This window comes from Enterococcus sp. AZ015 (assembly GCF_050499225.1).
Classification (GTDB): domain Bacteria; phylum Bacillota; class Bacilli; order Lactobacillales; family Enterococcaceae; genus Enterococcus_D; species Enterococcus_D entomosocium.
The window spans coordinates 2808533-2832177 of sequence record NZ_JBMHEX010000001.1; the positions used below are offsets into that span (position 1 = coordinate 2808533).

At 44.3% G+C, this 23645-nt stretch carries 17 protein-coding genes; 3 read left to right on the plus strand and 14 right to left on the minus strand.

Going from position 1 to position 23645, the window contains the following annotated elements; translation table 11 throughout:
* Positions 1 to 132 precede the first annotated feature (132 nt).
* The 3 genes from IGK85_RS13045 to IGK85_RS13055 are packed head-to-tail and all read right to left on the minus strand — an operon-like array spanning position 133 to position 3792.
* Positions 133 to 1881 carry an ABC transporter substrate-binding protein gene (locus IGK85_RS13045; RefSeq protein ID WP_005234070.1) on the minus strand — a complete coding sequence of 583 codons (1749 nt, stop codon included), beginning with the start codon at positions 1879 to 1881 and terminating at the stop codon, positions 133 to 135.
* Between the two features lie 21 nt (positions 1882 to 1902).
* Positions 1903 to 2835, minus strand: coding sequence for a carbohydrate ABC transporter permease (locus IGK85_RS13050; RefSeq protein WP_005234069.1), 933 nt, complete (start codon positions 2833 to 2835; stop codon positions 1903 to 1905).
* Between the two features lie 15 nt (positions 2836 to 2850).
* Positions 2851 to 3792, minus strand: a complete 942-nt coding sequence (locus IGK85_RS13055) for an ABC transporter permease (RefSeq protein WP_005228459.1) — start codon at positions 3790 to 3792, stop codon at positions 2851 to 2853.
* A gap of 235 nt (positions 3793 to 4027) precedes the next feature.
* On the opposite strand from IGK85_RS13055, the gene IGK85_RS13060 reads away from it, so the two are divergent.
* Both IGK85_RS13060 and IGK85_RS13065 read left to right on the plus strand, forming a co-directional pair.
* Complete coding sequence (locus IGK85_RS13060; RefSeq protein WP_005234068.1) at positions 4028 to 4633, plus strand: YesL family protein; 606 nt, start codon at positions 4028 to 4030, stop codon at positions 4631 to 4633.
* The gene (locus IGK85_RS13065; protein WP_008380604.1) at positions 4630 to 6426 is read left to right on the plus strand and encodes a sensor histidine kinase; all 1797 of its coding nucleotides are present in this window, start codon (positions 4630 to 4632) and stop codon (positions 6424 to 6426) included. Before IGK85_RS13060 ends, IGK85_RS13065 begins: the two co-directional genes overlap by 4 nt.
* Before the next feature lie 58 nt (positions 6427 to 6484).
* Here the strand turns inward: IGK85_RS13065 and IGK85_RS13070 are convergent, their stop codons facing one another.
* From IGK85_RS13070 to xylB, 7 genes are all read right to left on the minus strand, one after another.
* Positions 6485 to 7948, minus strand: a complete 1464-nt coding sequence (locus IGK85_RS13070) for a glycoside hydrolase family 43 protein (RefSeq protein WP_008380602.1) — start codon at positions 7946 to 7948, stop codon at positions 6485 to 6487.
* Positions 7949 to 10219 carry an alpha-xylosidase gene (gene yicI, locus IGK85_RS13075; protein ID WP_429972258.1) on the minus strand — a complete coding sequence of 757 codons (2271 nt, stop codon included), beginning with the start codon at positions 10217 to 10219 and terminating at the stop codon, positions 7949 to 7951.
* Positions 10216 to 11115, minus strand: coding sequence for an ROK family protein (locus IGK85_RS13080; protein WP_008380600.1), 900 nt, complete (start codon positions 11113 to 11115; stop codon positions 10216 to 10218). The genes yicI and IGK85_RS13080 overlap by 4 nt, the downstream gene beginning before the upstream one ends.
* A gap of 137 nt (positions 11116 to 11252) precedes the next feature.
* Positions 11253 to 12662: a response regulator gene (locus IGK85_RS13085; protein ID WP_008380599.1), complete on the minus strand. Its 1410-nt coding sequence runs from the start codon at positions 12660 to 12662 to the stop codon at positions 11253 to 11255.
* Between the two features lie 36 nt (positions 12663 to 12698).
* The gene (locus IGK85_RS13090; RefSeq protein ID WP_008380598.1) at positions 12699 to 14165 is read right to left on the minus strand and encodes a glycoside hydrolase family 1 protein; all 1467 of its coding nucleotides are present in this window, start codon (positions 14163 to 14165) and stop codon (positions 12699 to 12701) included.
* A gap of 141 nt (positions 14166 to 14306) precedes the next feature.
* Positions 14307 to 15614, minus strand: coding sequence for a xylose isomerase (xylA, locus tag IGK85_RS13095; RefSeq protein ID WP_008380597.1), 1308 nt, complete (start codon positions 15612 to 15614; stop codon positions 14307 to 14309).
* 117 nt (positions 15615 to 15731) lie between these two features.
* Positions 15732 to 17228: a xylulokinase gene (xylB, locus tag IGK85_RS13100; RefSeq protein WP_008380596.1), complete on the minus strand. Its 1497-nt coding sequence runs from the start codon at positions 17226 to 17228 to the stop codon at positions 15732 to 15734.
* A 250-nt stretch (positions 17229 to 17478) separates the two neighbouring features.
* Here xylB and IGK85_RS13105 point away from each other — a divergent pair, with 250 nt between their 5' ends.
* Positions 17479 to 18657, plus strand: coding sequence for an ROK family transcriptional regulator (locus IGK85_RS13105; RefSeq protein WP_008380595.1), 1179 nt, complete (start codon positions 17479 to 17481; stop codon positions 18655 to 18657).
* Positions 18658 to 18712: 55 nt separating this feature from the next.
* On the opposite strand, the gene IGK85_RS13110 is transcribed toward IGK85_RS13105, so the two are convergent.
* The 4 genes from IGK85_RS13110 to IGK85_RS13125 form a co-directional block, all read right to left on the minus strand.
* On the minus strand, positions 18713 to 19546 hold the full coding sequence (locus IGK85_RS13110) for a carbohydrate ABC transporter permease (protein WP_005228444.1): 834 nt from the start codon (positions 19544 to 19546) through the stop codon (positions 18713 to 18715).
* Positions 19547 to 20458 (minus strand): carbohydrate ABC transporter permease, encoded by a 912-nt coding sequence (locus IGK85_RS13115; RefSeq protein ID WP_008380594.1) that lies wholly within the window; start codon positions 20456 to 20458, stop codon positions 19547 to 19549. It lies immediately after the preceding gene.
* 126 nt (positions 20459 to 20584) lie between these two features.
* On the minus strand, positions 20585 to 21910 hold the full coding sequence (locus IGK85_RS13120) for an ABC transporter substrate-binding protein (protein ID WP_008380593.1): 1326 nt from the start codon (positions 21908 to 21910) through the stop codon (positions 20585 to 20587).
* A complete protein-coding gene (locus IGK85_RS13125) occupies positions 21907 to 23523 on the minus strand; it encodes a glycoside hydrolase family 43 protein (protein ID WP_008380592.1) in 1617 nt (538 codons plus the stop codon). The genes IGK85_RS13120 and IGK85_RS13125 overlap by 4 nt, the downstream gene beginning before the upstream one ends.
* Positions 23524 to 23645 lie beyond the last annotated feature (122 nt).

Here is a 23645-nt window from a genome sequence, read left to right on the forward strand (position 1 = left end):
CCTCCTTAAAGAAAGAAGACTGATCCGCTGGTGCTGGATCAATCTTCTTAAGTGATTGCTTAACCAAACGCTGTTTACTCACTTTTGTCAAGGAACCGTTGACCAACCATTTTTATGATTCTTTGTTTTTGATTAGTCCCCAAATTCTTTCGCTACTTCTACCCGTTTTTCGTTTTGATCTTTCGCATTATTCATGTCAAATTCTAGCACTGTTTGATAGCCTAAGCCGTCTGCTGTTTCTTGCATTTCTTTTAGCAATTGGTCAAATTCTGCTTCATCTTTGGCAAAAACCATTCGCCAAGAGTACTCGATGATTGTCGCTTTGGCTTGGTTCCGCAACGTAGAGATCTCTGAACTATCTTCTGGCGCTACATAGCTGGCACCAGGGGCAACTAACAATTGGTCGTTCTCCTCTAAATAGCCAATGGTCGATTCTGCACCACCCATATTTTTTGACCAATCTTCTTTTACAGGATCGGTTGTTTCATTTTGATAGCTTTCCCACATCGTATAAGCATATGGGAAGCCGGTATCAGGATTGATATCGATCGGTAATACCGTATTGACGTTTAGCGCGGATACACCATCTTTGTAACTTCCGCCACCATATTCTTCTGGCACATCCCCATCGCCATCTAGCAAAGCTTGTTTCCCAAACTCAGTTAAGACAGGCTCGCCATCTTTCATTTCCCAAGTTAAGCCTTCAGGGCCACTACTACCGCTTGTTTGAGAAGAATTTGCTAACACGCCTTCTGAAGAGTAGAGCCAGTCAATAAAGGCTGCGATTCGCTCTGGGTCTTCGGCATTTGAACCGATCCCGATAAATTGTTTGCCACCGTAAACTTCCGCACCATAAGAGAAGATTTTTTGGTCTTGAATCGGTGCCAACATAAAGCCTTTTCCTTCATTCAAGTTCGTAGTCGTATTAAAAGCCGCTTGACCTAACCAAGGCCACCATGAGAATAAGACTTGTCCTTCTTGGAATTTGGCAAAAAGTGTATCGTAATTTTGCGTCGTTGATTCTGGATCCACTAAGCCCATTTGATTGGCTTGGAAATAAAACTTAAGTGCGCGAATATATTCAGAATCACTATCGAGAATGCTTTGATAATCAGAACCATCCGCTTTTGCCAAGACAAAACCTGATTCATCGTACCCATAGTAGGTGACCAGCTGTTTGCCTGCATTCATCATGTTGCCGTCCCAATCGCTGAATAGAGAAAACCCATAAACTTTTTTCCCAGAATCTGTTGTTGGATTGTCTTCTTGCATTTTTTGAATCACAGGAAGCAGGTCTTCCAATGTACCGATTTCTGGATATCCTTGATCCCCATAAAGATCCCAACGCACATAAGCACCAAATGTAGGATCTAATCCTTCTGAAGGATCGGTGGCTTTTAATGTAGAAACGGAAGTTGGAAAGCCATATAGACCATCGGCATCTTTGTTTAGATTTTGAACAGCCGCATCGAAGCGCTGAACATTTTCCATAGTTTCATAATACTCGCTCGCATCGGTCAACAAACCAGCTTCAACCAATTCGTTGTATTGTTGGCCATTATCAACAATGATCAAATCGCCCAAATCACCTGCTGCCGTCCTCGTTTGATAAAGAGTGTCTCCGTTTCCAGCAACGTTTGGTGCGATGATGTTCAATTCCATATTGAATTTATCCCGCACGATTTTGGCAAACCAACCTTCTTGCATCCCCATATAGTTGGCTAGCCCATTATAGACATCGATCGTGATCGTTTCATCGTAGCCACTTTCGCTGGAAGCAGCGTCTGTGTCAGAGTCAGCCGCCCCTCCACAGCCGGCTAAACTACCTAGCAATGTCATGCCTAACAAACCTGTTGTTACATATTTCGACATTTTTTTCATTTTCTTCCCTCTTTCTTTTTATTAACCTTTCACCGCACCCAACATAATTCCTTTGACAAAATATTTCTGGAAAAGCGGATAAATAAACATGATTGGTAAAACAACAATGACTGAAACGGTCATGCGAATCGAAGTCGGTGTCTGCGTTGTTGCAGCTGAAGCGATACTGGAAAGTGATCCCGATGTATTTTTGACCATTTGTGCCAACGAATTGGCTTGATTGATATACGTATAAAGAAGGTATTGCAAGGAGTAGAGACTTTGATCCGTAATGTAAATCAGTGTATCTTGGAAAGAATTCCATTGACCAACTGCCGAGAAGATCGCGACTGTTGCTAAAATCGGCGTACAGTTGGGTAAAATTACCCGAAAGAATACTTGAATGATGCCAGCTCCATCCATTTCAGCTGCTTCTTGCAACGATTTGGGGATTGACTCAATATAGGTTTTCACTAAGATGATGTTAAAAGGCTGAACGACAGCCGGCAAAATATAGACCCAAAAATTATTCGTTAAACCTAATGTCTTCATCGTGATGAATAATGGAATCAGCCCTGCATTGAAATACATTGTAATCACGACAAAGCGATACCAAAATTTTCGTTTCCACATTTTTTCTTGGGTAAACATAAAGCCTAAGAAGGCTGAAGCTAAGACGGTTGCTGCTGTTCCAATCACCGTTCTAGCCACCGAAACGGTTGCGGCTAATGGCAACCCTTTTAGTTGTAACACTTGACTGTAGTTTTCAAAATGGATCTCTTGTGGAAAAAAGCGAATTTGTCCTAACGCACTCAACTCATTATTACTGATTGAATTAATAATCAAGTAATAAAAAGGATACGCACAAATCAACGTAATCAGAAAGAAAAAGGTATAATTGAGGATACTAAACGTCAGGTTTTCACGTTTGGGTACTTTTTTCGCCTTTTTCTTTTCACTAATCGATAGTTCCATAGATATCCTCCTCTCCTAAATAATGGAAGTCCCCCGAATTTTTTTCGACGCAATATTGACGATGGCTAACAAGGCAACAGAAATGACACTTTTTAGCATACTGATCGCGGTAGCCAGAGATAGACTATTTCCACCCATCCCTAAATTGTAGACATACAAATCGAGGACTTGGATCGTATTTCGATTGAATGCATTTTGGAAAACAAAGTACTGATCCATCCCGTTGTTCAACAAGTTGGCGATAGACAGCATCAGCATCACAAGAAACGTCGGCATCAAGGCAGGTAGTGTGATATGACGCATCAGGTGGAAACGATTCGCCCCATCGATTCGCGCCGATTCATACAATTCGGGGTCAATTCCTGAAATGCCTGCAAGATACATGATGGCACCCCAGCCCAAGCCTTTCCAAATATTCCAAAGACACATCATTAGCCACGTATGATTGCCGCTATCCAAAAATTTGACTGGATCTGTAACGAAGCCCCATTCTTGCAGCAACGTGTTTACCAGCCCTGTTGAAGAAAACAAGCTAAAGGCGATCGTATACACCAAAACCCAACTGATAAAATTCGGCAGCGTGGTCAGCGTTTGGACCAAGTTTTTAAACCATTTGCACTTGATTTCGTTCAATAAAATGGCGAAGCCTACTGGTAGGATCGAAGTGGCGATCCCTAAAAAACTCATGGCAAAGGTGTTTTTCATTACTTGTACGATCTGATCCACTTGTGTTGGACTAGAGACAAGAAGTCGAAACCATTTGAAGCCTACAAACTCGCTGCGCGCTAAACCTAATGCTGGTTTGTAATCATAAAGTGAATAAATCCATCCGTGCAAAGGAAAATAAGAGAACAAAAACACGAGAATCAGAAAGGGAACGATACATAAAAACAAAATCTTCCCTTCTCGTGTCACCCGCTTATTTTTTCTTGGGACACTGCTTAGTTTACTTTCCATTTTCCTCCCCCTTTTTTTGTAACCGCTTTTACATTTTTAATACTAACACCTGAAATCTCATTTGCCACCTGTTAAAAATAGAGGTCAATCCGTACATTTTAGACTTTATTTTTCTTTTATTTATAAAGAATGTTGATCTATCAATGTTTTCGCTAGAAATCGCTCAAATGATAAGGCTTTCAAAATTTGTTTTTTGCGAGTACTATAGGAATATATTAATTTTGGAGGGATAAAAATGAAGTACAATCCTGATGGCCAACTGTACAAAATAACCACCGTTTTTTCACAATTCACATTGTTAAATTTACTATATATCATTAGCTGTTTGCCAATTATTACGATTGGTGCTGCGACAGCTGCCCTTTATGAAGTGACGATTCGTTATGCGGATGAGGAGCGTGGTGAATTGATTGTAGGCTATGTGCGAGCGCTACGAGCAAACTTTATGAAAGCCACCGGTAGTTTTCTCCTTCTTGGGCTCCCCATGGTAGCACTACTGTATAGTAGCTTGTTTTGGTTTTCCTCAAAAACCATTCTTGCCAGTATTTTTGCTTTCGTTCTAATTGTTACAGCTATTTATCTGTTTATTGTATTAGTCTATTGCCTTGCGTTAATTGGACGTTATGAAAACAGCTTTAGGCAAACATTAAAAAACGCGTTTCTGTTACCGATCGCGGACCCTATCCGTTCGTTAGCCCTCGCGCTTATTCCTATCGCTGCGTTTTGTTTTGTTGTTTTATTTCCGTTGTTTAAATTCCTCTTGTTGATTTTTGGCTTTTCTTTCGTTATTTATTGTAGTTCGTTCCTGTTGCTTTCCATCTTTCGTAATCAGCAAGCATGAAAAAAATCAGTCATCTCTCACTTTTTCGTCGTCTGAGTCAGTTTTCCATTCGGCGACAATTATTCATTCTTTATCTGCCTGTTGTTTTTTTATCCACAGTGACTATTGGTCTCTTATTGGTCTACGATTCAACCAAGCAGCTGACAGGCAATTACCAACACTTGGCAGAGTTGAATGCTCAGCGTGTCAAATCTGTTCTCTTTGATACAACAAACACGCTGACCAACACGGCGAGTTCCTTATCAAACGATACTCATCTACGTCAGCTTTTAACTGCAAATTACCTTGACGACCAAGAAGCGATCGTGGACATCAATAGCTATGATCAGCTAGATGAGATCAGAAATCTTCAAACCTCGATTGCGAAATTAACTATCTATACGACGAATCAAACCATTCCGAACTATAAATATTTTCAACAGGCAGATGACACAATTCAAGCGACCGCCTGGTACCAACGAGCCCTCAAGCAACCCGATGCTTTTTTGATGACGATGCCAGAGGATTACAAAGCAAATCGTTTGAGTCTTTATAAAACGTTGCCTTTGCCTTTATCAAAAGAAACTGCCGTTTTGGAGATCCAAGTCGATTATAATTATCTCAGCAACCGACTTCGTAATTCATCCTATGAATTGGAATTACAGTTAAATGATGATGTCATCTTTTATAGCGACAAAATCAATCAAGTCGGTGAACCGGGACAGCTTACGACTCTTTCTGAGCCGCAAACGAGTGCTGCCTTTTTAAAAGATGATGGTACCAAGGTGATGCTCACCAAAAGCACCTTACCCATGAGTAACAAAGAAGACATCATCACAATTTATAGTGCGGATACAAATGCCTATAGCAATCTACGCGCCAATCTGATCCGTTGGAGCACGATCGTTTTGGTGATTTTGATCACTACTTTCATCATCGTCTTTCTCTTTGCTCGATTCTTTACCAAACGAATCTCTCAACTGCAGCAGGCGGTCTACTTTGCCTCGATCGAGGATTATGATTTCTTTCAAAATATCAGCGGCGAAGACGAGATTTCACAGATCTCTCTTGATTTCCATAAGATCATTCAACGAATCAAGAAAAAAGAAGAAGAGATCTACCGTTCACGTCTGGCGCAGCAAGAGCTGTTGACTCAACAACAGCAAATGGAATTTAATATCTTAGCGGGGCAGATCAATCCCCACTTTTTGTTCAACACGTTAGAAACTATTCGCATGATGGCGCTGACTTCCGGCAATTCTGACGTCGTTTACGCCATCAAATTACTGGCAAAATCGATGCGCTATACGCTAGAAGCCCACGGAACCAAGCGAACGAGTTTAGAAGAGTCCTTAGATGCGGTTCACGTGTATGTCAAGATCCAGCGGATGCGCTTTGGCGATCGAGTCAACTTTTCCTATTCAGTCTCCAATGAGATCGACCAAAAAGAAGTACAAATATTGCCCCTCCTGATTCAACCATTGGTGGAAAACGCCATCTCCCATGGCTTGGAAGGCATCACCTATCCAGGGTTTGTCCGTTTGACGATCACCAAAGACGGCCATGATCTGGTGATCGTGGTACAAGACAACGGCAGCGGGATACCGCCAGAAAAACTCGAACACTTGCAGCAAAAAATCAAGACGCCCTCCACCCATGCCAAAAAGAACATTGGGCTAGCCAATGTCAATCATCGGGTCAAAATGTTTTATGGACCTGAATACGGCTTGACGATCGAGAGTGTGCTGGGCAGTGGCACACAAGTTACCTTGCGGATCCACGATCTAAGCCAAGATTCATTTTCTCCTCGCTAAAACAGTAAAGCCCCCCTTCGATTTCTGAAACAGGAATCGAAGGGGGGCTTTTGATTGATTAGAAATCCCGCACACGAACGGTTTGTTGTGGTGAAGAAGCACTGGCGTAACAGCCCACCATGATTCCAGTAAAGACACCACCGACCTCAGTGGTCAGATATTTTGTTTCTCCACTGCCTAAAGGCTGTGCTTGTCCTTGTTCATCAAGAACAGAAAAACGATAGGTTTCTTTATCGGAGCTCAGCTGCAAGGTGACCATATCTGCTGCATAAGGCAGTTTCTTTTCAACTTTCCATAAGGAACCGATTTGTCGGCGGAAAACTAGCTGCTGACTGGACGCCGTTTTTTCTAGGTATCCCTCATAGTGATGGGTGGCATTTAAGAAAACCGTCAATCCTGCTTGTCCATCCGTTAGTTGCCGACAATCAAAGGTTGCCTGAAATTGTTGCTCAAAGGCGGTTTGCCGTTGGAACACTGCGGCGAGTTTGCCTTGATCAGATAGACCCGTCTGATTAGGATGCAGCAAGAAGCCATGCGGCTCTTCTTCAATCAATGTCGGGTCCCATTCGAATAAAGTCACGTAATCAGGCTTGCTGCTCTTCTTTTGTGTTTCCTTTGGTGCCGCCGCTGTGTCTACCTGAATGATTTCTGGCAAGTGACCTTCCTCGCCAAACACCGGCCATGGGTTTGACCAGTCCACCGGTAGCAGGCATGTTTCCCGACCTAGCAAATGCCTCAAAGGATAGCTGATGGGGCGTACTGCCAGACAAACTGCCCACCAGTTGCCTTGGGTATCTTGCACGAGGTCCGCATGCCCTGTAGCTTGCAGCGGCAGATTCGTACTGCGATTGGTCATCACTGGATTATTGGAACATGCTTCATAGGGTCCCGTCAAGGAACGGCTGCGGGCCATGGTCAGCATATGCCCATAGGACGTTCCGCCTTCGGAGATCAACAGGTAGTAATAGCCGTCTTTTTTATACAAGTGGGGGCCTTCTGGATCAGCCGCTCCGCTGCCTGTCCAAATGTTTTGGCGCGGACCTAATTCTCCAGAAGCCAAATCGATCGTCCGCAGATAGATCTCCTTATGGGTGCCTAAGTAATAGGTCTGCCCATCGTCATCTGCGAAAATCGTCGGGTCGATCCCAGGAGTGTCCAACCAAATCGGGTCAGACCATTCACCGGCGATGTCATCTGTCCAGATCAGAAAGTTGCCTTCTCTTCCTTCGTTTGCCCCAACGTTGGTACAAACGAGGTAAAAGCGGTCCTTGATAAAACGCAAGGTTGGGGCATACAGACCAAAAGCATTGGGATTTTTCGTCGATAACTGCAGCTGCTCAGGTCGCGAAAGTCCATGACCAATCAGCTGCCAGTCTGCCAAGTTTTTACTGTGATAAATTGGTAATCCAGGAAAATATTCAAAAGTACTCGTCACCAGATAAAAGTCTTCACCGACACGGCAAATACTGGGATCTGGATGAAATCCAGGTAAAATTGGATTCGTGATGGTTCGCATCGGCATCTAGAACTCCTTTATCGTGGTTTGGTCAGCCGTCAGCTTATGGCTCGTTTTTCCAGCAGTCGTGTGAATCTGCAAGGATGCTTGCTGGATCCCTGTCAGCTTGACGATCAGTTCTTGATCGACTCTTTCAACAGCCACCTCGCCAATCCACTCACCGTGGTGATCATAGATAGCCGTAGCGGTCTTGTCTTGCGGATCAAAGAGATGGATCGTTGGATGTTCGGCATAGTCATAGACTGCTTTGGTTTGTTCATGGCCTTCGATAATCAGTTGATTTGGTCGGACTAACAGTGGCAAGTGGAAATAATCATAGGTTTCTTGGTACCAACGTCCGCCCTCGTAAGCTTTGCCAGATAAATAGTCGATCCAATGCCCCTTCGTCTTCGGTACGTAAAAGGAGACCGTTCCTTGATCATTAAAAATGGGCGCAACTAAAAGGTGTTCCCCCAGCATGTATTGGCGATCCAAATGATGGGTCATCTCGTCTTCAGGAAACTCTAAGACCATCGCCCGCATCATCGGAATCCCCGTTTGGGCGGTTAGCACCGATTGAGCTTGCAAGTAAGGCATCAAGGACAATTTTAACTTGGTAAAGGCTTTGGCTACCGCCACGGCTTCGTCGTCATAAACCCAAGGCACTTTGTATTCCCAGCTGCCATGGTAACGGCTATGGGAAGACAGCAGACCAAATTGTGTCCAGCGCTTGTAAAGGTCTGGGGTTGAGCCAGCTTCAAACCCTGAGATATCGTGGCTCCAATATCCAAAGCCGCCTAACCCAAAGGACAGACCTGCCCGCAGTGACTCTGCCATTGATGGATAATCTGAGGTACTGTCGCCACCCCAGTGTACAGGCAAGCGTTGCGAACCAACCGAAGCTGCCCGCGCAAAAACGATGGCTTCTTCTGCTCCCTTGACTTCTTTCAGCAAGTCAAAGACGACTTTATTGTATAGGTAGGCGTAATAATTGTGCATTTTTTCTGGATCAGAGCCGTCATAGTACACCGCATCGGTGGGAATCCGTTCACCAAAATCCGTTTTGAAGCAATCCACACCCATGTCTAATAAGGCACGCAGCTTGCTATTGTACCAAGCGACCGCTTCAGGGTTGGTGAAGTCGACGATCGCCAAACCTGCTTGCCATTTGTCCCATTGCCAGACATCTCCATTGGCGCGTTTCAAAAAGTAGCCATTGGCCATCCCTTCGTCAAACAAGGGTGATTTTTGCCCAATGTAAGGATTGATCCAGACACAGATTTTCAATCCTTTGGCTTTCAAGCGCTGCAGCATTTTTTCCGGTTCTGGGAAAGTTCGTTCGTCCCACGTGAAGTTGCACCACTCGTATTCCTTCATCCATAAGCAGTCAAAATGAAAGACCTCAAGGGGAATCTCACGTTCTGCCATACCGTCTACAAAAGATGTTACGGTTTGTTCATCATAATCCGTCAAGAACGAGGTACTTAGCCACAACCCAAAGGACCACGCAGGTGGCAGCGACGGTTTCCCCGTCAAATCAGTGTAGCGCTGGATCACTTGTTTTAACTCATCACCGGCGATCACAAAGTACTGCAGCGTTTGTCCTGGATTGCTGAATTGAACACGAGAAACTTTTTCACTCCCCACTTCAAATTGCGCCCGGTCGGGTGAATTGACAAAGACGCCATACCCTTTATTACTTACATAAAACGGAATATTTTTGTAAGCTTGCTCCGTACCAGTGCCCCCGTCGGCATTCCAAATATCAACACTTTGGCCGTTCTTCACGAAATTTGTAAAGCGTTCCCCTAAACCATAAATCGTTTCTCCCACATCCAGGGTCAACTGTTCGCTAATATGGGTATTTGCTTGCGGATCGATCACTAAGGCTTTGCTGCGAGGTTTGCTTTGGGTAATCAGCTGTTCTTTGTAATAAAACGAAGCTGTCACATTTTCCTCTTTGCTGATCACGACTTGCAAGTCTCCCGAGCGAAAAACATACGATTGCTCATCTTCTGAAATATCAGGAGTGATCTCTTCTGTCATCAATTCAAAGTTGGGGGCTTTGGCTTGGACCCCTTTATAATTGTAGAGGGTGATCCCAATGATATTGGTTCTAGGGGTAGTAACTTCCATCGTTAACAATCCGCCATCCAGTGTTGCCCCTTTATGCCCGACATAGCTATAAGGCAGATATAAGACCAATTTGTTTTCATCTTTACGGGCATCGTAGACATGCACCGCAAATTTCACATCAAATCCTTCACGAAATAACCAACCGCCATCTGAAAATTTCATTTTTTTCCTCCTTGTTGGATCAATGTCAACGCCCCTAACAGACCAGAATCATTATAGTAACGACAAGTCTCGATCGGCACTTGGAAATCCGGCCAATGGGGGTTCTCATTGATTGCTTGTTTGATTATAGCTAATAGATCAGGGTTTTGGCTGATGCCGCCGCCGATCAGTATTTTTTCTGGGTTCATCGTGACAGCTAGGTTGTAAATCGCAAGTGCGACATAACGTGCCCACTGTTTTAGAATCTCCTGCGTTTCAGGATCACTCGACCGCTGCTGCATGATGGTTTCGCCTAAAATCTCCTCTGATTCAGGAATCGCTTTTGCTCGTCGATAGGCAGCAATCAGCCCTCTCGTTGAAGCTAGATCATGGAGGGTCGCAAAAGAAGATGCTTGAAAATCAGTGATCATCATTCCGAATTCTCCTGCCCGAAACCCATTTCCGTGAATCAACTGGCGCTGATGAACGAGCGCACCACCAATACCGGTGCCTAATGTGATCATGACAAAATCTTGTATGTCAGTAGCGTTGCCGGTCGAAAGTTCTGCTAAAGCAGCACATTTCGCATCATTTTCGATCCAGATCGGATAGGGCTTGGTTAAACGCTGCTGTAGCTCTTGTACGACAGCACAGCCGTGTAAAGGAGCCAACGCCCCCGCCATGATCGCTCGGCCATTGACTGAATCAATGAAACCAGGAAAACTCAACCCGATCCCTTCGATAACATGCGCTTGCTCGACTTCTTGTATTTTGGCAGCTAAGGCAGCAAAAAATTCATCCCGCGTATTACTCGGGGTTTTGATTTTGCCTCGGTCCAGCCATTGATTCTTCTCGGTAAAAACCCCGAATTTGATATAGGTCCCGCCTACATCAAAGCACAGGCGTACATCTGTCATTTCTCCTCCTCCGTTCGAAAAGCGCTTACAGTTCCATCTAAATTATATAAAAGAAAAAAAAGAAAGCCTACCAAGCAATTTAGTCATCGTTACCCTAAAAAATAGATGTCCGTAGAAAATCACGGACATCTTTGTGGTTATTCATTTTTCCGAAACTCATTCGGCGAAACCTGATGGTATTGTTTGAACTTTTTGTAGAAATAATCAACATTGCTGTAGCCCACCAATTCAGCAACTTCGTAGACCATTAGATTGGAATGACGTAAGATTTCCACCGCTTTTTCCATTCGTACTTCATCCAAGAACGCCAAATAATTTTTACCGGTTTCTTTGCGAAACTTCTTGCCTAGATAGGCACTATTGTAATTGAAACGTTCCCCGATTTTTTTCAAGGTCAAATCTTCTTGATAATGCTTTTTTGTGTATTGGATCAATTCTGCAATGATATCGATTTGGTTCAAACTGCTGGCGACTGTTGCTTGCAAGTCTGCTAGTTTTTCGGTGATCACCTCTTGTAGCATCGGAAACGTTTGGGCGAGAAAAATCTGCTGATGCACTTCGTCTGTCGACCATTCGATCGCTAATGCTACTTTTTCACTGATTTGATGCTGCAGCCATTCGATGTCGCCATTGACTTGCCATTTGATCTCTTCTTCCAATGCCAATAAATGATAAAAGGTTTGATAATAGCGGAATAACGGCTGTTCCAACGGATCGTTTGCCAAAATCGCTTTTACTAATTCTTCACGCAAATCGCTTCGTTCTTCTGCTTCTTGGGTCGTATCCAAAACATGGTGAGAAATGACTTGATTGGGAAATAAGAAAATCAATTTACTTAATGTCTGGATATCGATCATCAATGGCTTCAAGTTCTCTTGCGCCGCAAACCAGCGGGAGATCAAGATCTCTTGATGAGCCATTTTTTTGCGGCACCACGCATCGATCGCCTCGTCGGGAAAGCGTTCCTCGTTTAACAAAACCAAATACCGATGATGCCGATGGATCAAGGTGATGACTTGCGCCACTTGCTCCTGCAATTTCTCAACCAGCTTTTGGGCATCTGCCTCCTCGGAAAGTCGCAATAGCTTGATGGCTTGTGCGTCTTTGATCCCCGTTTGATCCCCGCCAAACAATTTCTCCATCAACTGACTCTTCTGATTTTTCTGCTGATCGGTCTTGGCTTTTTGATCGATTTTCGTCAAAATACCAATCAGCTCTTCTTCATCAACTGGTTTCAGCAAATAGGTCACAGCGCCCAGTTGCAAAGCTTGCTTGGCATAGTCAAAATCTGAGTAGCCGGACAAAATAATGGCAAAAAACAAAAGCCCTTCCTCCGATGCTGCTTGCACCATCTCAAGACCATTTTTTCCCGGCATACGGATATCAGCGATCACAACGTCTGGCTTCAATTCGCGGATCATTGCCAAGCCAGCTTCGCCGTTTTCCGCCGACCCGACGATTTGATACCCCAGACGTTCCCAATCGATGATCAGAGGCAGTCCATTTCGGATCGATGCTTCATCATCAACGATCAACACTTTACGCATTTTCCAACCTCCATTTTCAGCTACTCCTTCGTTACATCATGTTTCACTTGTCAAACTTGCCCCATTGGTGCGAATCACCTCTTGATACCAATAAAAACTATCCTTCGGGATGCGCGCCAACTGACGTTCGTTTTGATTGTCGCGATCGACATAAACAAACCCATAGCGTTTTTGGTATCCATTCAACCAACTTAGTAGATCTGTAAAGGACCAAGCACAATAGCCGATCAGCTCAACCCCATCCGTGATAGCCTTTTGCAGTTCCACCAGATGTTCCTGCAAATAGGTAATGCGGTATGGATCATGGATCTGTTTGTCTTCTGTCAATTGATCGATGGCGCCTAACCCATTTTCAGTAATAAAAATCGGCAAGTCATAATTGGCTTGGATACGTCGCAAGGCTACACGGAAACCAACGGGATCGATCTCCCAGCCCCAATCTGTTTTTTTCAAGTGGGGATTTTCCGCCGTCGCAAACATGGTTTCTTCTGGTGAGAACTCGCCAGCTGCCGCTTGCATCAAATACGGATCGACTTTAGAAAATTCTTTCTTTTCAGCTGACTGCTTTTGCAAATTGTTTTGTTGGGCCGTTCCACCGTGATAGTAATTGATCCCTAAGAAGTCAGGTTTTGCCTGTTTTAATAGTGCTTGATCTTCTGGAGTGACTTCAGGAGCCAGACCGACTTTGGCTAATTGCTTGTAGACAAATTTCGGGTATTCGCCTTTGCAATAGACATCTAAAAACCACGCGTTGTTGAAGGCTTCGCCATTTTCTGCAGCCAGCACATCTTCTGGGTCACAGCTAAACGGATACATCGGACCATAGCCAAAACTTGGACCAATCTTGCCCTGTGGAACCAGCTCATGGAACAAATTAATTGCCTTTGCATTGGCAAGGTTGATGATATGATTGGCTGCATACATCCGTTTTAAGTCCTTCAAGCCCGGTGGATGTGCCGCCCAACGGTACCCAAGAGAAGTGAAGACATTTTGTTCATTCATGGTGACCCAATAGGTGACTTTCTTTCCTAAGCGTTCAAAAAGGATTCGGCAATACCGTTCAAATGCCGCTGCTGTTTCTCGTCCCTCCCATCCTTGGTATTTGTCTTGCAAAGCCTGAGGAAGATCCCAATGATACAGCGTCAAAATCGGTTCTACTCCTTGCCGAAGCAATTCGTCCACCAGCTTTTCGTAAAACGCCACACCAGCTTCATTGACCGCACCTTCGCCATCAGGCACGATTCGCGACCACGCTACGCTGAAGCGATAGGCTTTCAAGCCCATTTGCTTCATCAAGGCAACATCTTCTTTGTATCGATGGTAGTGATCGATCGCCACTTTGCCGTTGGTTTCCTCAAAGGTATTGCCGGGAATTTGGGCATAGGTATCCCAAATCGACGGACCTTTGCCGTCTTCTGCCCATGCGCCTTCAATTTGATAGGCCGCCGAAGCCGCCCCCCATAAGAAGTTTTCTGGGAAAGGATCTAAGTTTGTGTGAAACATCAAGTTGCCTCCTTCAATTCCTAAACCGAGTTAAATCGGTTACATTTTATCGTATCATAATTTGGTTGATTCGTAACAATTGCCAAAAGATATTTTTTAGGTGAAAAAACTGTCGCTCCTCAGAACGACAGTCGTTTCTTATTAAAACAGGTAATCATTCAAACGAGATTTCACATATTCAATGTGGCTGGATTCTAATTCGATTTGATCATGCGCCAATGCGTAATCTGTCAGTGTTTCTAAGTTTTCCTCATCAGCAACGATCTTCGCTCCGATGCCTTCTTGGAACGAGGCGTACCGTTTTTCCTTCAACTCGTCTAAGAAGCGGTCTTCTTTCAGTTTCGCTGCTGCTTTCAACGCTCGGGCATACGTATCCATACCAGCGATGTGGGCTAACAGCAGATCTTCCATTTCAAATGACGAACGACGGACTTTAGAATCGAAGTTGATTCCTCCCGGTGCGATGCCGCCGTTTTCTAAGACTTCGTATAAAGCGAGTGTCGAGTCAAAAACGTTGGTTGGGAATTCATCCGTATCCCATCCTAACAGCATATCTCCTTGGTTGGCATCCAGTGAGCCTAATGCGTTATAGCTACGGGCAACGGCGATTTCATGTTCAAAGGTATGGCCAGCTAATGTTGCATGATTGGCTTCTAGGTTTAATTTGAAATCTCCTTCTAAGCCGTAGTGCTGAATGAAGGCCATCGTTGTCGCTGCATCAAAATCATATTGGTGTTTTGATGGTTCTTTTGGTTTCGGCTCTAATAAGAACTGCGGTTTATGACCGATTTTTTCGCCATAAGCGATCGCCATTTTGAATAGACGGGCGATGTTGTCTTGTTCAAACTTCATGTCTGTATTCAACAAGGTTTCATAGCCTTCACGGCCACCCCAGAAGACATAGTTTTCGCCGCCTAATTTTTTCGAGATGTCTAAGCCTTTTTTGACTTGGGCTGCCGCATACGCATAGACTTCTGCATTATTGGTGGAAGCAGCGCCGTTGTTGAAACGAGGATGTGAGAACATATTTGCTGTATTCCATAATAGTTTGATCCCCGTTTGTTCCATTTTTTCTTTGATCAAATCGGTGATTTCGTCTAAGTTTTGGAAAAATTCTTCTAACGTTTCTCCCGCAGGTGCCACGTCAACATCATGGAAACAGAAGAACTCTGCCCCTAATTTTTCGCAAATCTCAAAGAAGGCTTCTACTCGATTTTTCGCCGTTTCCATTTCGGTGTCACCAATCCACGTCCGTTTGTTGACGGGTGCGCCGAAAGGATCAGAGCCGTCTTGTGTCATCGTATGCCAATAGGCGATTGCAAAACGTAGATGATCTTTCATTTTCTTGCCTAAAACAACTTCTTCGGCATCGTAGTGGCGAAATGCAAACATATTGTCTGTTTTAGGACCTTCGTAGCGGATTTTTTCGATCTCTGGGAAATAAGTCATTGTTGTTGCCTCCATTTTATGTTTTTTAGTGTAATAAACTAACTTACTTGTTTCCAATCTTTTAGAACCAAAAACGATTCCTCGCTTTGATCAAGTAGATTGCCTGCTGCCATTACGCTACTCGATTTGCGCCAATGCATGGCAGATAGGTGCGGTTTGTTGGTAGACGGTGCGGTAGATCGCATAAATTTCTTGGTATTTGGCGACATTTTCAGGAATCGGTGCAATGGCCTTGCCGTATTTGACAAAGGCGTTAACACAAGCAGTTGCATCTGGATAAATGCCGCTGCCGATTGCTGCCAGCATTGCTGCGCCCATACCTGGACCTTGCTCAGTAGACAAAGTCAGCATTTCTGCATTAAAAATATCGGCTTGCATTTGCAGCCATTCGGCATTTCTCGCACCGCCCCCCACAGAAACGATCTGGGTGAATTTCCGCTGTGCCCGTTCTTCCATGATCATTTGGGAATCTTTTAAAGAGAAGGTGATCCCTTCTAAGACGGCACGACTGAAATGCTTTTCGCGATGCCGTGTGTCGATGCCGATAAAACTACCCCTGATTTGGCTGTCGGTATGCGGTGTGCGTTCGCCCACGATATAAGGCGTAAACAGCAGGCCTTCTGCCCCTGGGTTTACCTCACTGATCGCTGAAAGCAATTCCTGAAACGATTGGTTGGGGGCAAACGTATCACGATACCAGCTTAAGGAATTTCCAGCGGCTAACGTGACCCCCATTGAATACAACTTGTCTTTGATCGCATGACGGAAGAGGTGTAGATCTCCTTGATAATCAACCTCTTGCGCTTCTTCAAAGGATAAGAACACACCGCTCGTGCCAATCGACACCATGCCGACACCTTCGGCGATGATCCCTGAACCTAATGCAGCACAGGCATTGTCTGCGCCACCTGCATAGATCGTCACCTCTTGTTCAAACCCAAAGGCTTCTTGCAGCTCTTTTCGCATTTGCCCCACAGGCGCTGCTGATTCAAAAAGCTGCGGCAGTAAATCCGATGCGATTGCGAATTTTTCTAGAATGGCTTCAGACCAGCACTTCTTTTCGATATCCAGCAGTAACGTACCCGCTGCATCGGAATAATCCATCGAATAGTTCCCAGTCAGCCAAAAAGCCAAGTAGTCTTTTGGCAGCATCATGTGACGAACTTGTTGCCAATGTTCAGGCTCGTGTTCTTGGACCCATAAAATTTTTGGTAAGGTGAACCCTTCCAAAGCAACATTCTTGGTGATTGCTTTTATTTCCTCTCCAAAGGATGCCATGATCGCTTGGCATTGTTTGGTGGTCCGAACGTCATTCCATAATATTGCCGGACGAATGACTCGGTTTTCTTCATCCAATAAAACAAGACTATGCATTTGCCCAGAAAAGCTGACGCCGATCAATTCCTTCTGCAGCGTTGGAAGCTGCTGGATCAAGGTTTTGATCACCTTATCTGCCGCCTCTTGCCAATGCACCGGCTCTTGCTCACTGAACCCCGGTCTAGGGGATGACAATGGATAGTCAGCACTTGCTGTTCCTTGGAGTTCCCCGGTTTGATCAAAAACTAAGCCTTTTAACGCACTTGTTCCTAGATCCAACCCTAAAAAATAAGCCATCTCTTCTCTCCTTCCTCTGTTTGAAGCAGTTAACCATTGACCTTTAATCGGTTAATTAGCATTCAAAACTAACTAATTGGATAGTAAACGATTCTCGCATTCCTGTCAAGCGCTTTCAACGAATCTTTCATGGTTTTTCCTTCTCAAATTGCCGCTCCTACATTCTGCGTCTTTTCTTTATTCTTCAGCTTGCACAATATTAATTTGCACGGTAAACTAACACTAATCACATCTACGAAGAGGAGAACACATGATTATCAATAAAATGGGCATACGCGAACAAAATGAAGCGGCTGTATTGAAGACGATCATTGACAATGAAAATGTGTCACGAGCGGAAGTGTCAAATTTGACCCATCTCAATAAAGCGTCTGTTTCTCAAATAACCAAAAAACTGATCGACACGGACTTCGTGCGCGAAGTCGGCATTGGTGATTCCACTTCGATCGGTGGTCGCAAACCGATTCAATTGCAATTCAATCACCGTAGCAGCTTAGCTGTTACCTTTGACATCGGCTATAACTATGTTCGAGGGATGCTCTCTTATATCAATGGCGAGATGATCGCCTCCGCCGACCATTCCCATGAATTGATCACCAAAGAAAATGTATTGGCGACGGTCGATTCCATGATGAAAGAATTTTGGCCGCAAATGCCGCAAACCACTCATGGATTAGTAGGAATCTGTTTGGCGATCCACGGCATCGTTCACAATCAGACGATCACCTTTGCCCCCTACTACGACTTGGAACACTTTGATTTGATCGCCCCTTTGAGTCAAAAATACAATACGGCGGTCTATATAGAAAACGAAGCCAATCTGACGGCTTTAGGCGAGTACTGTTTTTCTTCTGATTCCACGAATTTACTGAGCGTCAGCGTCCATAGCGGGATCGGTGTCGGAATCATCGTTGATGGGCAACTGCAAACCGGTACTCACGGCATGGCGGGGGAAGTTGGCCATTCTACGCTCTTTCCTCATGGCAACTTGTGTCCTTGCGGCAATCGAGGCTGCTTAGAGCAATATGCCTCGAACAAAGTCTTGTTTGACACCTACAGTCACTATACAAAAACTGCGTTCGTAAATTCGGATACCTTCGCACAAGCCTACCATGCCGGAGAAAAATCAGCAGTCGAATTGGCGCAACAAAATGTTGAATTTCTTAGTATTGGGCTAAACAATGTCATCACTTTTTCTGATCCCGAAGAAGTCTATATCAACAGCTCGGTCTATCGCAAAATTCCTGATTTATTACTGGCGCTGCAGCAAAAATTGACCAGTCAGTTCACCAAAAACACGAAGATCAAAAACAGTCGATTAGGCGATCAAGCCCCGCTGTTTGGCGGTAACGTTCTAGTGGCAAAACATTTCTTGAATATCAACGATTTGCGCTTTGCAGCACTTGATCTCTCCCATGCGATCCGTTAAATGAACGCTGGACTGAAAACTCAGTCCAGCGTTTTCTTTTGGTAAAAAGGTCTCGCTATCCTTTGATTCCGCCAGCCGTCACACCGCCCACGATGTATTTCGAGAGAAACAGGTAAATCAGCAGTAAAGGAATAATACTTAATGAGATCCCTAGATACATACTGCCAAATTCAGTACGGTAAACATCGGTTTTCAGCAATTGGACCAGCATCGGTAACGTATACTTTTCCGTATCGTTGATCAAGATCAAGGGCATCAAGAAATTATTCCACGAGGTCACGAACGAGAAAATCGCCATGGTGGCTAGGCCCGGTTTCATCAAAGGCAACATGATGCGATGGAAAATTTTGATTTCGCCGGCTCCGTCTAAACGAGCAGAATCTGCCAAATCAGGATGATAGATCGTTTCTAAATATTGCTTTAAGAAAAAAACGGTAGCAGGTGATGCGATCGCTGGTAAAATCAATGGCAGAAAATTATTTAAAAGCCCTAAGCGATTCATAAATTGATAAAAACCGATCATGCTGATTTGCTGAGGAATCATGATCAGCCCAAGAATGACAGCAAACAGGACTTTCTTGCCACGAAATTCATAGGCGATCACGCCATAAGCCGTCAGCGCCGAAAAATATACATTGAGAACGGTAGCACCAGCAGCAATCAGGAAACTATTTTTAAACCCATTGAAAACATTGAAGCCTCTGCCCATTAAGACGGACCAGTTGTATTGGAGATTACCGCCGGGCCACAAGGACAGCCCTTGCTGGATCTGTTCCGCTGAACGGGTCGCATTGACTAAGACGACCCAAAACGGCAGTATACTTAGGATGGTCAGCAACACCAAAAAGACATAGATCAACAATCGTTTTGCTCGATAGCTATTTTCCATTTATTTTCGCCCCACTTTGCTGTTTTCTTTGAAAAATTGAAACAATAACGTGCTTAATACGATTGAAAGTACCAATAATAGTACCGACGCGGTTGCGGCAACGTTGAAATTCCGACTCCCGGTAAAGGCCTGGTTGTAGATAAACATCGTGATCGTTAAGACGCTATTGTTGGGATTGCCATTTGTCAGCAAAAAAGGAATATCGAACATTTGCAAGCCACCAATCAAGGACGTCACCAATGTATAAAGCAAGATTGGTTTTAACAAAGGCAGCGTAATCTTGCGGAAAATTTGACCATCATTGGCTCCATCGACCATTGCTGATTCAAAAAGAGCATCATCAATGCTCAAAATGCCCGAAACCAAAACAATCGTGGTCTGACCATACCACATCCAAAATTGGATAAAGGAAACGATCAGCCGAGTGCCCGTTTCACTACGGAAAAAGTCATAGGGCTGGTCCAAAACACCGAAATGCTGCAAGACTAGGTTGATCGGACCTAACGGAAAACTGAACAAAACAAAAAATAAGATTGCTACTGAAGCGGCAGTAATGATGTTGGGTAAGTAAAAAGCGACTTTGAAGAATCCTTTCCCCCGCAAGCGCAGCTTGATATTGGTAAACCATGCCGCCAGCAACAAAGCCAAGCCAATTTGAGGAACAAAGTTTACGCCCCACAAAATAAAGGTATTGCTGATCGATTTTAAAAATAACGGGTTGCAAAAAATCGCAAGATAGTTATCCAGTCCGACAAGATTGGCAGTCGGATTCCACCCTTTTAGATCTGTAAAGCTCAGGTAAATCGTATAGAGAATTGGATAAAGCTGAAAAACCAAGAATGCTAGAAAAAATGGTGCGATAAATAATAGCCCATAGCGATGATACTGTTCAAATCTTCTCTTATTCTGCATCGTAATCCCCCTGATTTTTTTCTTCTACTGCCAACTTCTGCCTGTAAAGACAAGCCATTTAAGCAGCGCATAGTACCTAGAAAAGGTTGAAACCGACCCCGTCTTCGGTGCCGGTTTCAACAACACCTAATCTACTTGAACATCTGGATAAGCATTGACGACCGCATCTTTAAAGTTTTGGATCGCCGTTTCCTGATCCACTTCACCTTTTGAATATGGTGTCAAACAACTATCCGTAAAGAGGGTTTCAATCGTCTGGTCATACTCGGTCAGAATTTTCGCGTTGATGTCTTGAACCATATCGGCAAATTCTGCATAGTGGTTTTGACCGCCTAAAAATTCCTCTTCATATTCGCCTTTAATTTCTTCAACGACTCGCTCATTTGATACAAAATCACCGGTATCTTCGGCCCATTGTTTTAAAAATGCTTGATCTGTGGTCAAGTAAGCCACCAATTGCGCAGCTTCTTCTTGCATCTCAGAATTTGCCGTAGCACCGATCCATGTGCCGCCCCAGAACCACGACGAAGGTCCTTGGATCATGCGCCAGTCGCCTTCTGTTGAGCTGGAGTTATCGGCAGCTGTCGCATTTGGTTTTAACCAATAGTGCAGCCCCCATGTCGGCAAACTATAACCGAATACATTGTCGCCATTCATTCCAGCAAACCAAGCTTCTGACTGTCCTTCTGTATCTTGTGTCAGGCCTTCTTCTACAAATTTTCGTGATACATCCAACAAGTCATACAAACTGTCGTCGATCACTAATTTGCCGTCTTCAACCCAGCCATGTTCGCGTTGACCATAAAAAGGCTTCGCCAAATCTTGGACACTAGAGATCATATAGGTGGTTCCACCACTTTTTTCTTTGACTGCTTTGGCTTGCTCATAGAACTTGTCATAGTCTGACAAGGCCGCTTGCGCAGCCGCTGGATCATCGATTCCTAGCAGCTCTTCTGCCATCGATGCCCGGTAATAAAACCCGCCAGGAGCAGCTTGCCAAGCCAAGGCATGAAGAACCCCGTCTTTTGAAGTCCCTACGTCTTTGACATATTGATACGTATCTGCTGAGGCTTCATCAAGCCCCAGTGAACCAAGGTCTGCCATCATGCCTGATTCCACATATTTTTTGACAAAGGCAGATTCTAAAGCAATCACATCTGGTGCATCTTTGGAACCGAGAATCGGATCGAGCTTGGTCTCGAATTGGTCAGAAGGAATCTCCACGATCCGAATGTCATAGGCCAAGTCGTCATGCGCCGGCAAATAGTAATCATTGATCATCGTTGATAATTCTGAAGTAAAGGTCCAAACCACGAGTTCATCCTTGCCACTACTTCCCGTTGCGCTATTATCTGAGCTGCTGTTTCCAGAACCATTCCCGCAGCCACTAAGCATAAAAGCTGCTAAGCCCGCCAATGACACTGTTTGTAAGACCCGTTTCCAATTTTTCATCTTTCTTCCTCCTCGATTTTTTGATAGTCAAATGAATCAAAATCAGCCGCCAAACGATTGCCGGTCGTATCAATCGCAAACATCCCTACAAAAGCCCCTGTAAAGAACCCACCGTAATGTTCTGCTACATAGTCGTCAGACAATTGCAAGCTGTCAAATAGCTGATCGATGACCTGCCACTCTTTTTGATCAAACGAGTACGCGTATTGATAGTGGGCATAATTAACGATCGTTTTGAAGTAGACTGTTTGTACATCGGCTGGTATCACAACTTCTGGTGCTTTTTGACTCTTCAGTTGGCCCTTTTCGCTTGTCAATACAGTGATGATTCTGCCTTTCGTCTCATCATGAGTGATGTAGATCGCCGACCAGTTTTGTGTATTGTAGTAATTCGTCATGCCTGCTAACTGTAGAAACGAGTTCGGTGAAAATTCGACGGCAGTCGTTGCTTCGAAACGAAAATCGCTCCATCTTCTTGCCACCAGTGCTTGATGGAACAAGGAATTGAACGACTCTCGCCCATACAAGCGCAAGTACCCTGGTCGTGCGGTCAAACTACCGATTTCCTCAGAAAAAGGAATCCGCAAGGTTTGAAACACTGGTGCCAACGACGCCTCTTCAAAATCATCAAAGCCTGATTCTGTTTCCCACGGATGTTCGGGCAGCTGTGGCTGTGGGACTTCCTCTTTTGGAAAGTTTCCGCCTGTGATATACGGCCAATCATTTTCCCAATAAACAGACTGGATCGCTGTTTCTCGTCCGAGCGGGCAATAGCCGCGATTTTCTAAGAGGGGCGTTTCTGGATACTTCAGCGCTCGCCCTGTTAAGTGAACAAAATACCATTCATCGGTCTGCGTTTTCACAAATGAACCATGGCCAGCTTTTTGTAGCAGGATCTCTGGCTGTCCCCAGGAACTGATCAGAGGGTTTTGAGGATGAACTTCATAAGGCCCTTCGATGTGCGTCCCACGAGCGATGGTACTTGCATGTTCAAACTTGGTGCCGCCTTCTGCCGTCAATAAATAATAATAACCGTTCACTTTATACATAACCGGTGCTTCCGTCAATTTGCGCTCTGTTCCTTTGAAGATGATTTTGGGCTGCCCCACCAATTTCTTGGCTTGCCAATCAAACTCTTGGAGAGCGATCCCATAAAAGGAATGGTTTGTCGGACGATAATCCCAAACCATGTTCAAAAAATATTTTTTGCCGTCGTCGTCATGAAATAACGAGGGATCGAAACCAGAAGAATTCATATAGATTGGTTCTGACCAATCCCCATCAATGGTCTCACAGGTGATCAAATAATTGTTCACATCTTTCCAACTATTAGATTGTGTTTTGACATCTGAATAAATCAACCAAAAACGACCATCACTGTAACTTAAGTTTGGCGCCCAAACACCCCCAGAATCTGGGTTTCCCAGCATATTCAACTGACTGACACGATTGACTGGTGTACTGATCAAGCGCCAGTTCTTCAAATCCTTCGAATGGAAGATGCGCACACCTGGAAACCATTCAAAGGTCGACGTAGCAATGTAATAATCTTCTCCTGCACGACAAATACTCGGGTCTGGATGAAAGCCTGTTAGTATCGGATTGGTAATCAAAAAAATTTCCTCCTCTTTCCCTTTTTGGCATTTTGTGATTCAACTGAGTGTCAGTAGGAATGAGCTTCATCCAGTTAGTAAGTTTTCTTTACTAATATACCTAACAAAAAAAAGAAACTTGC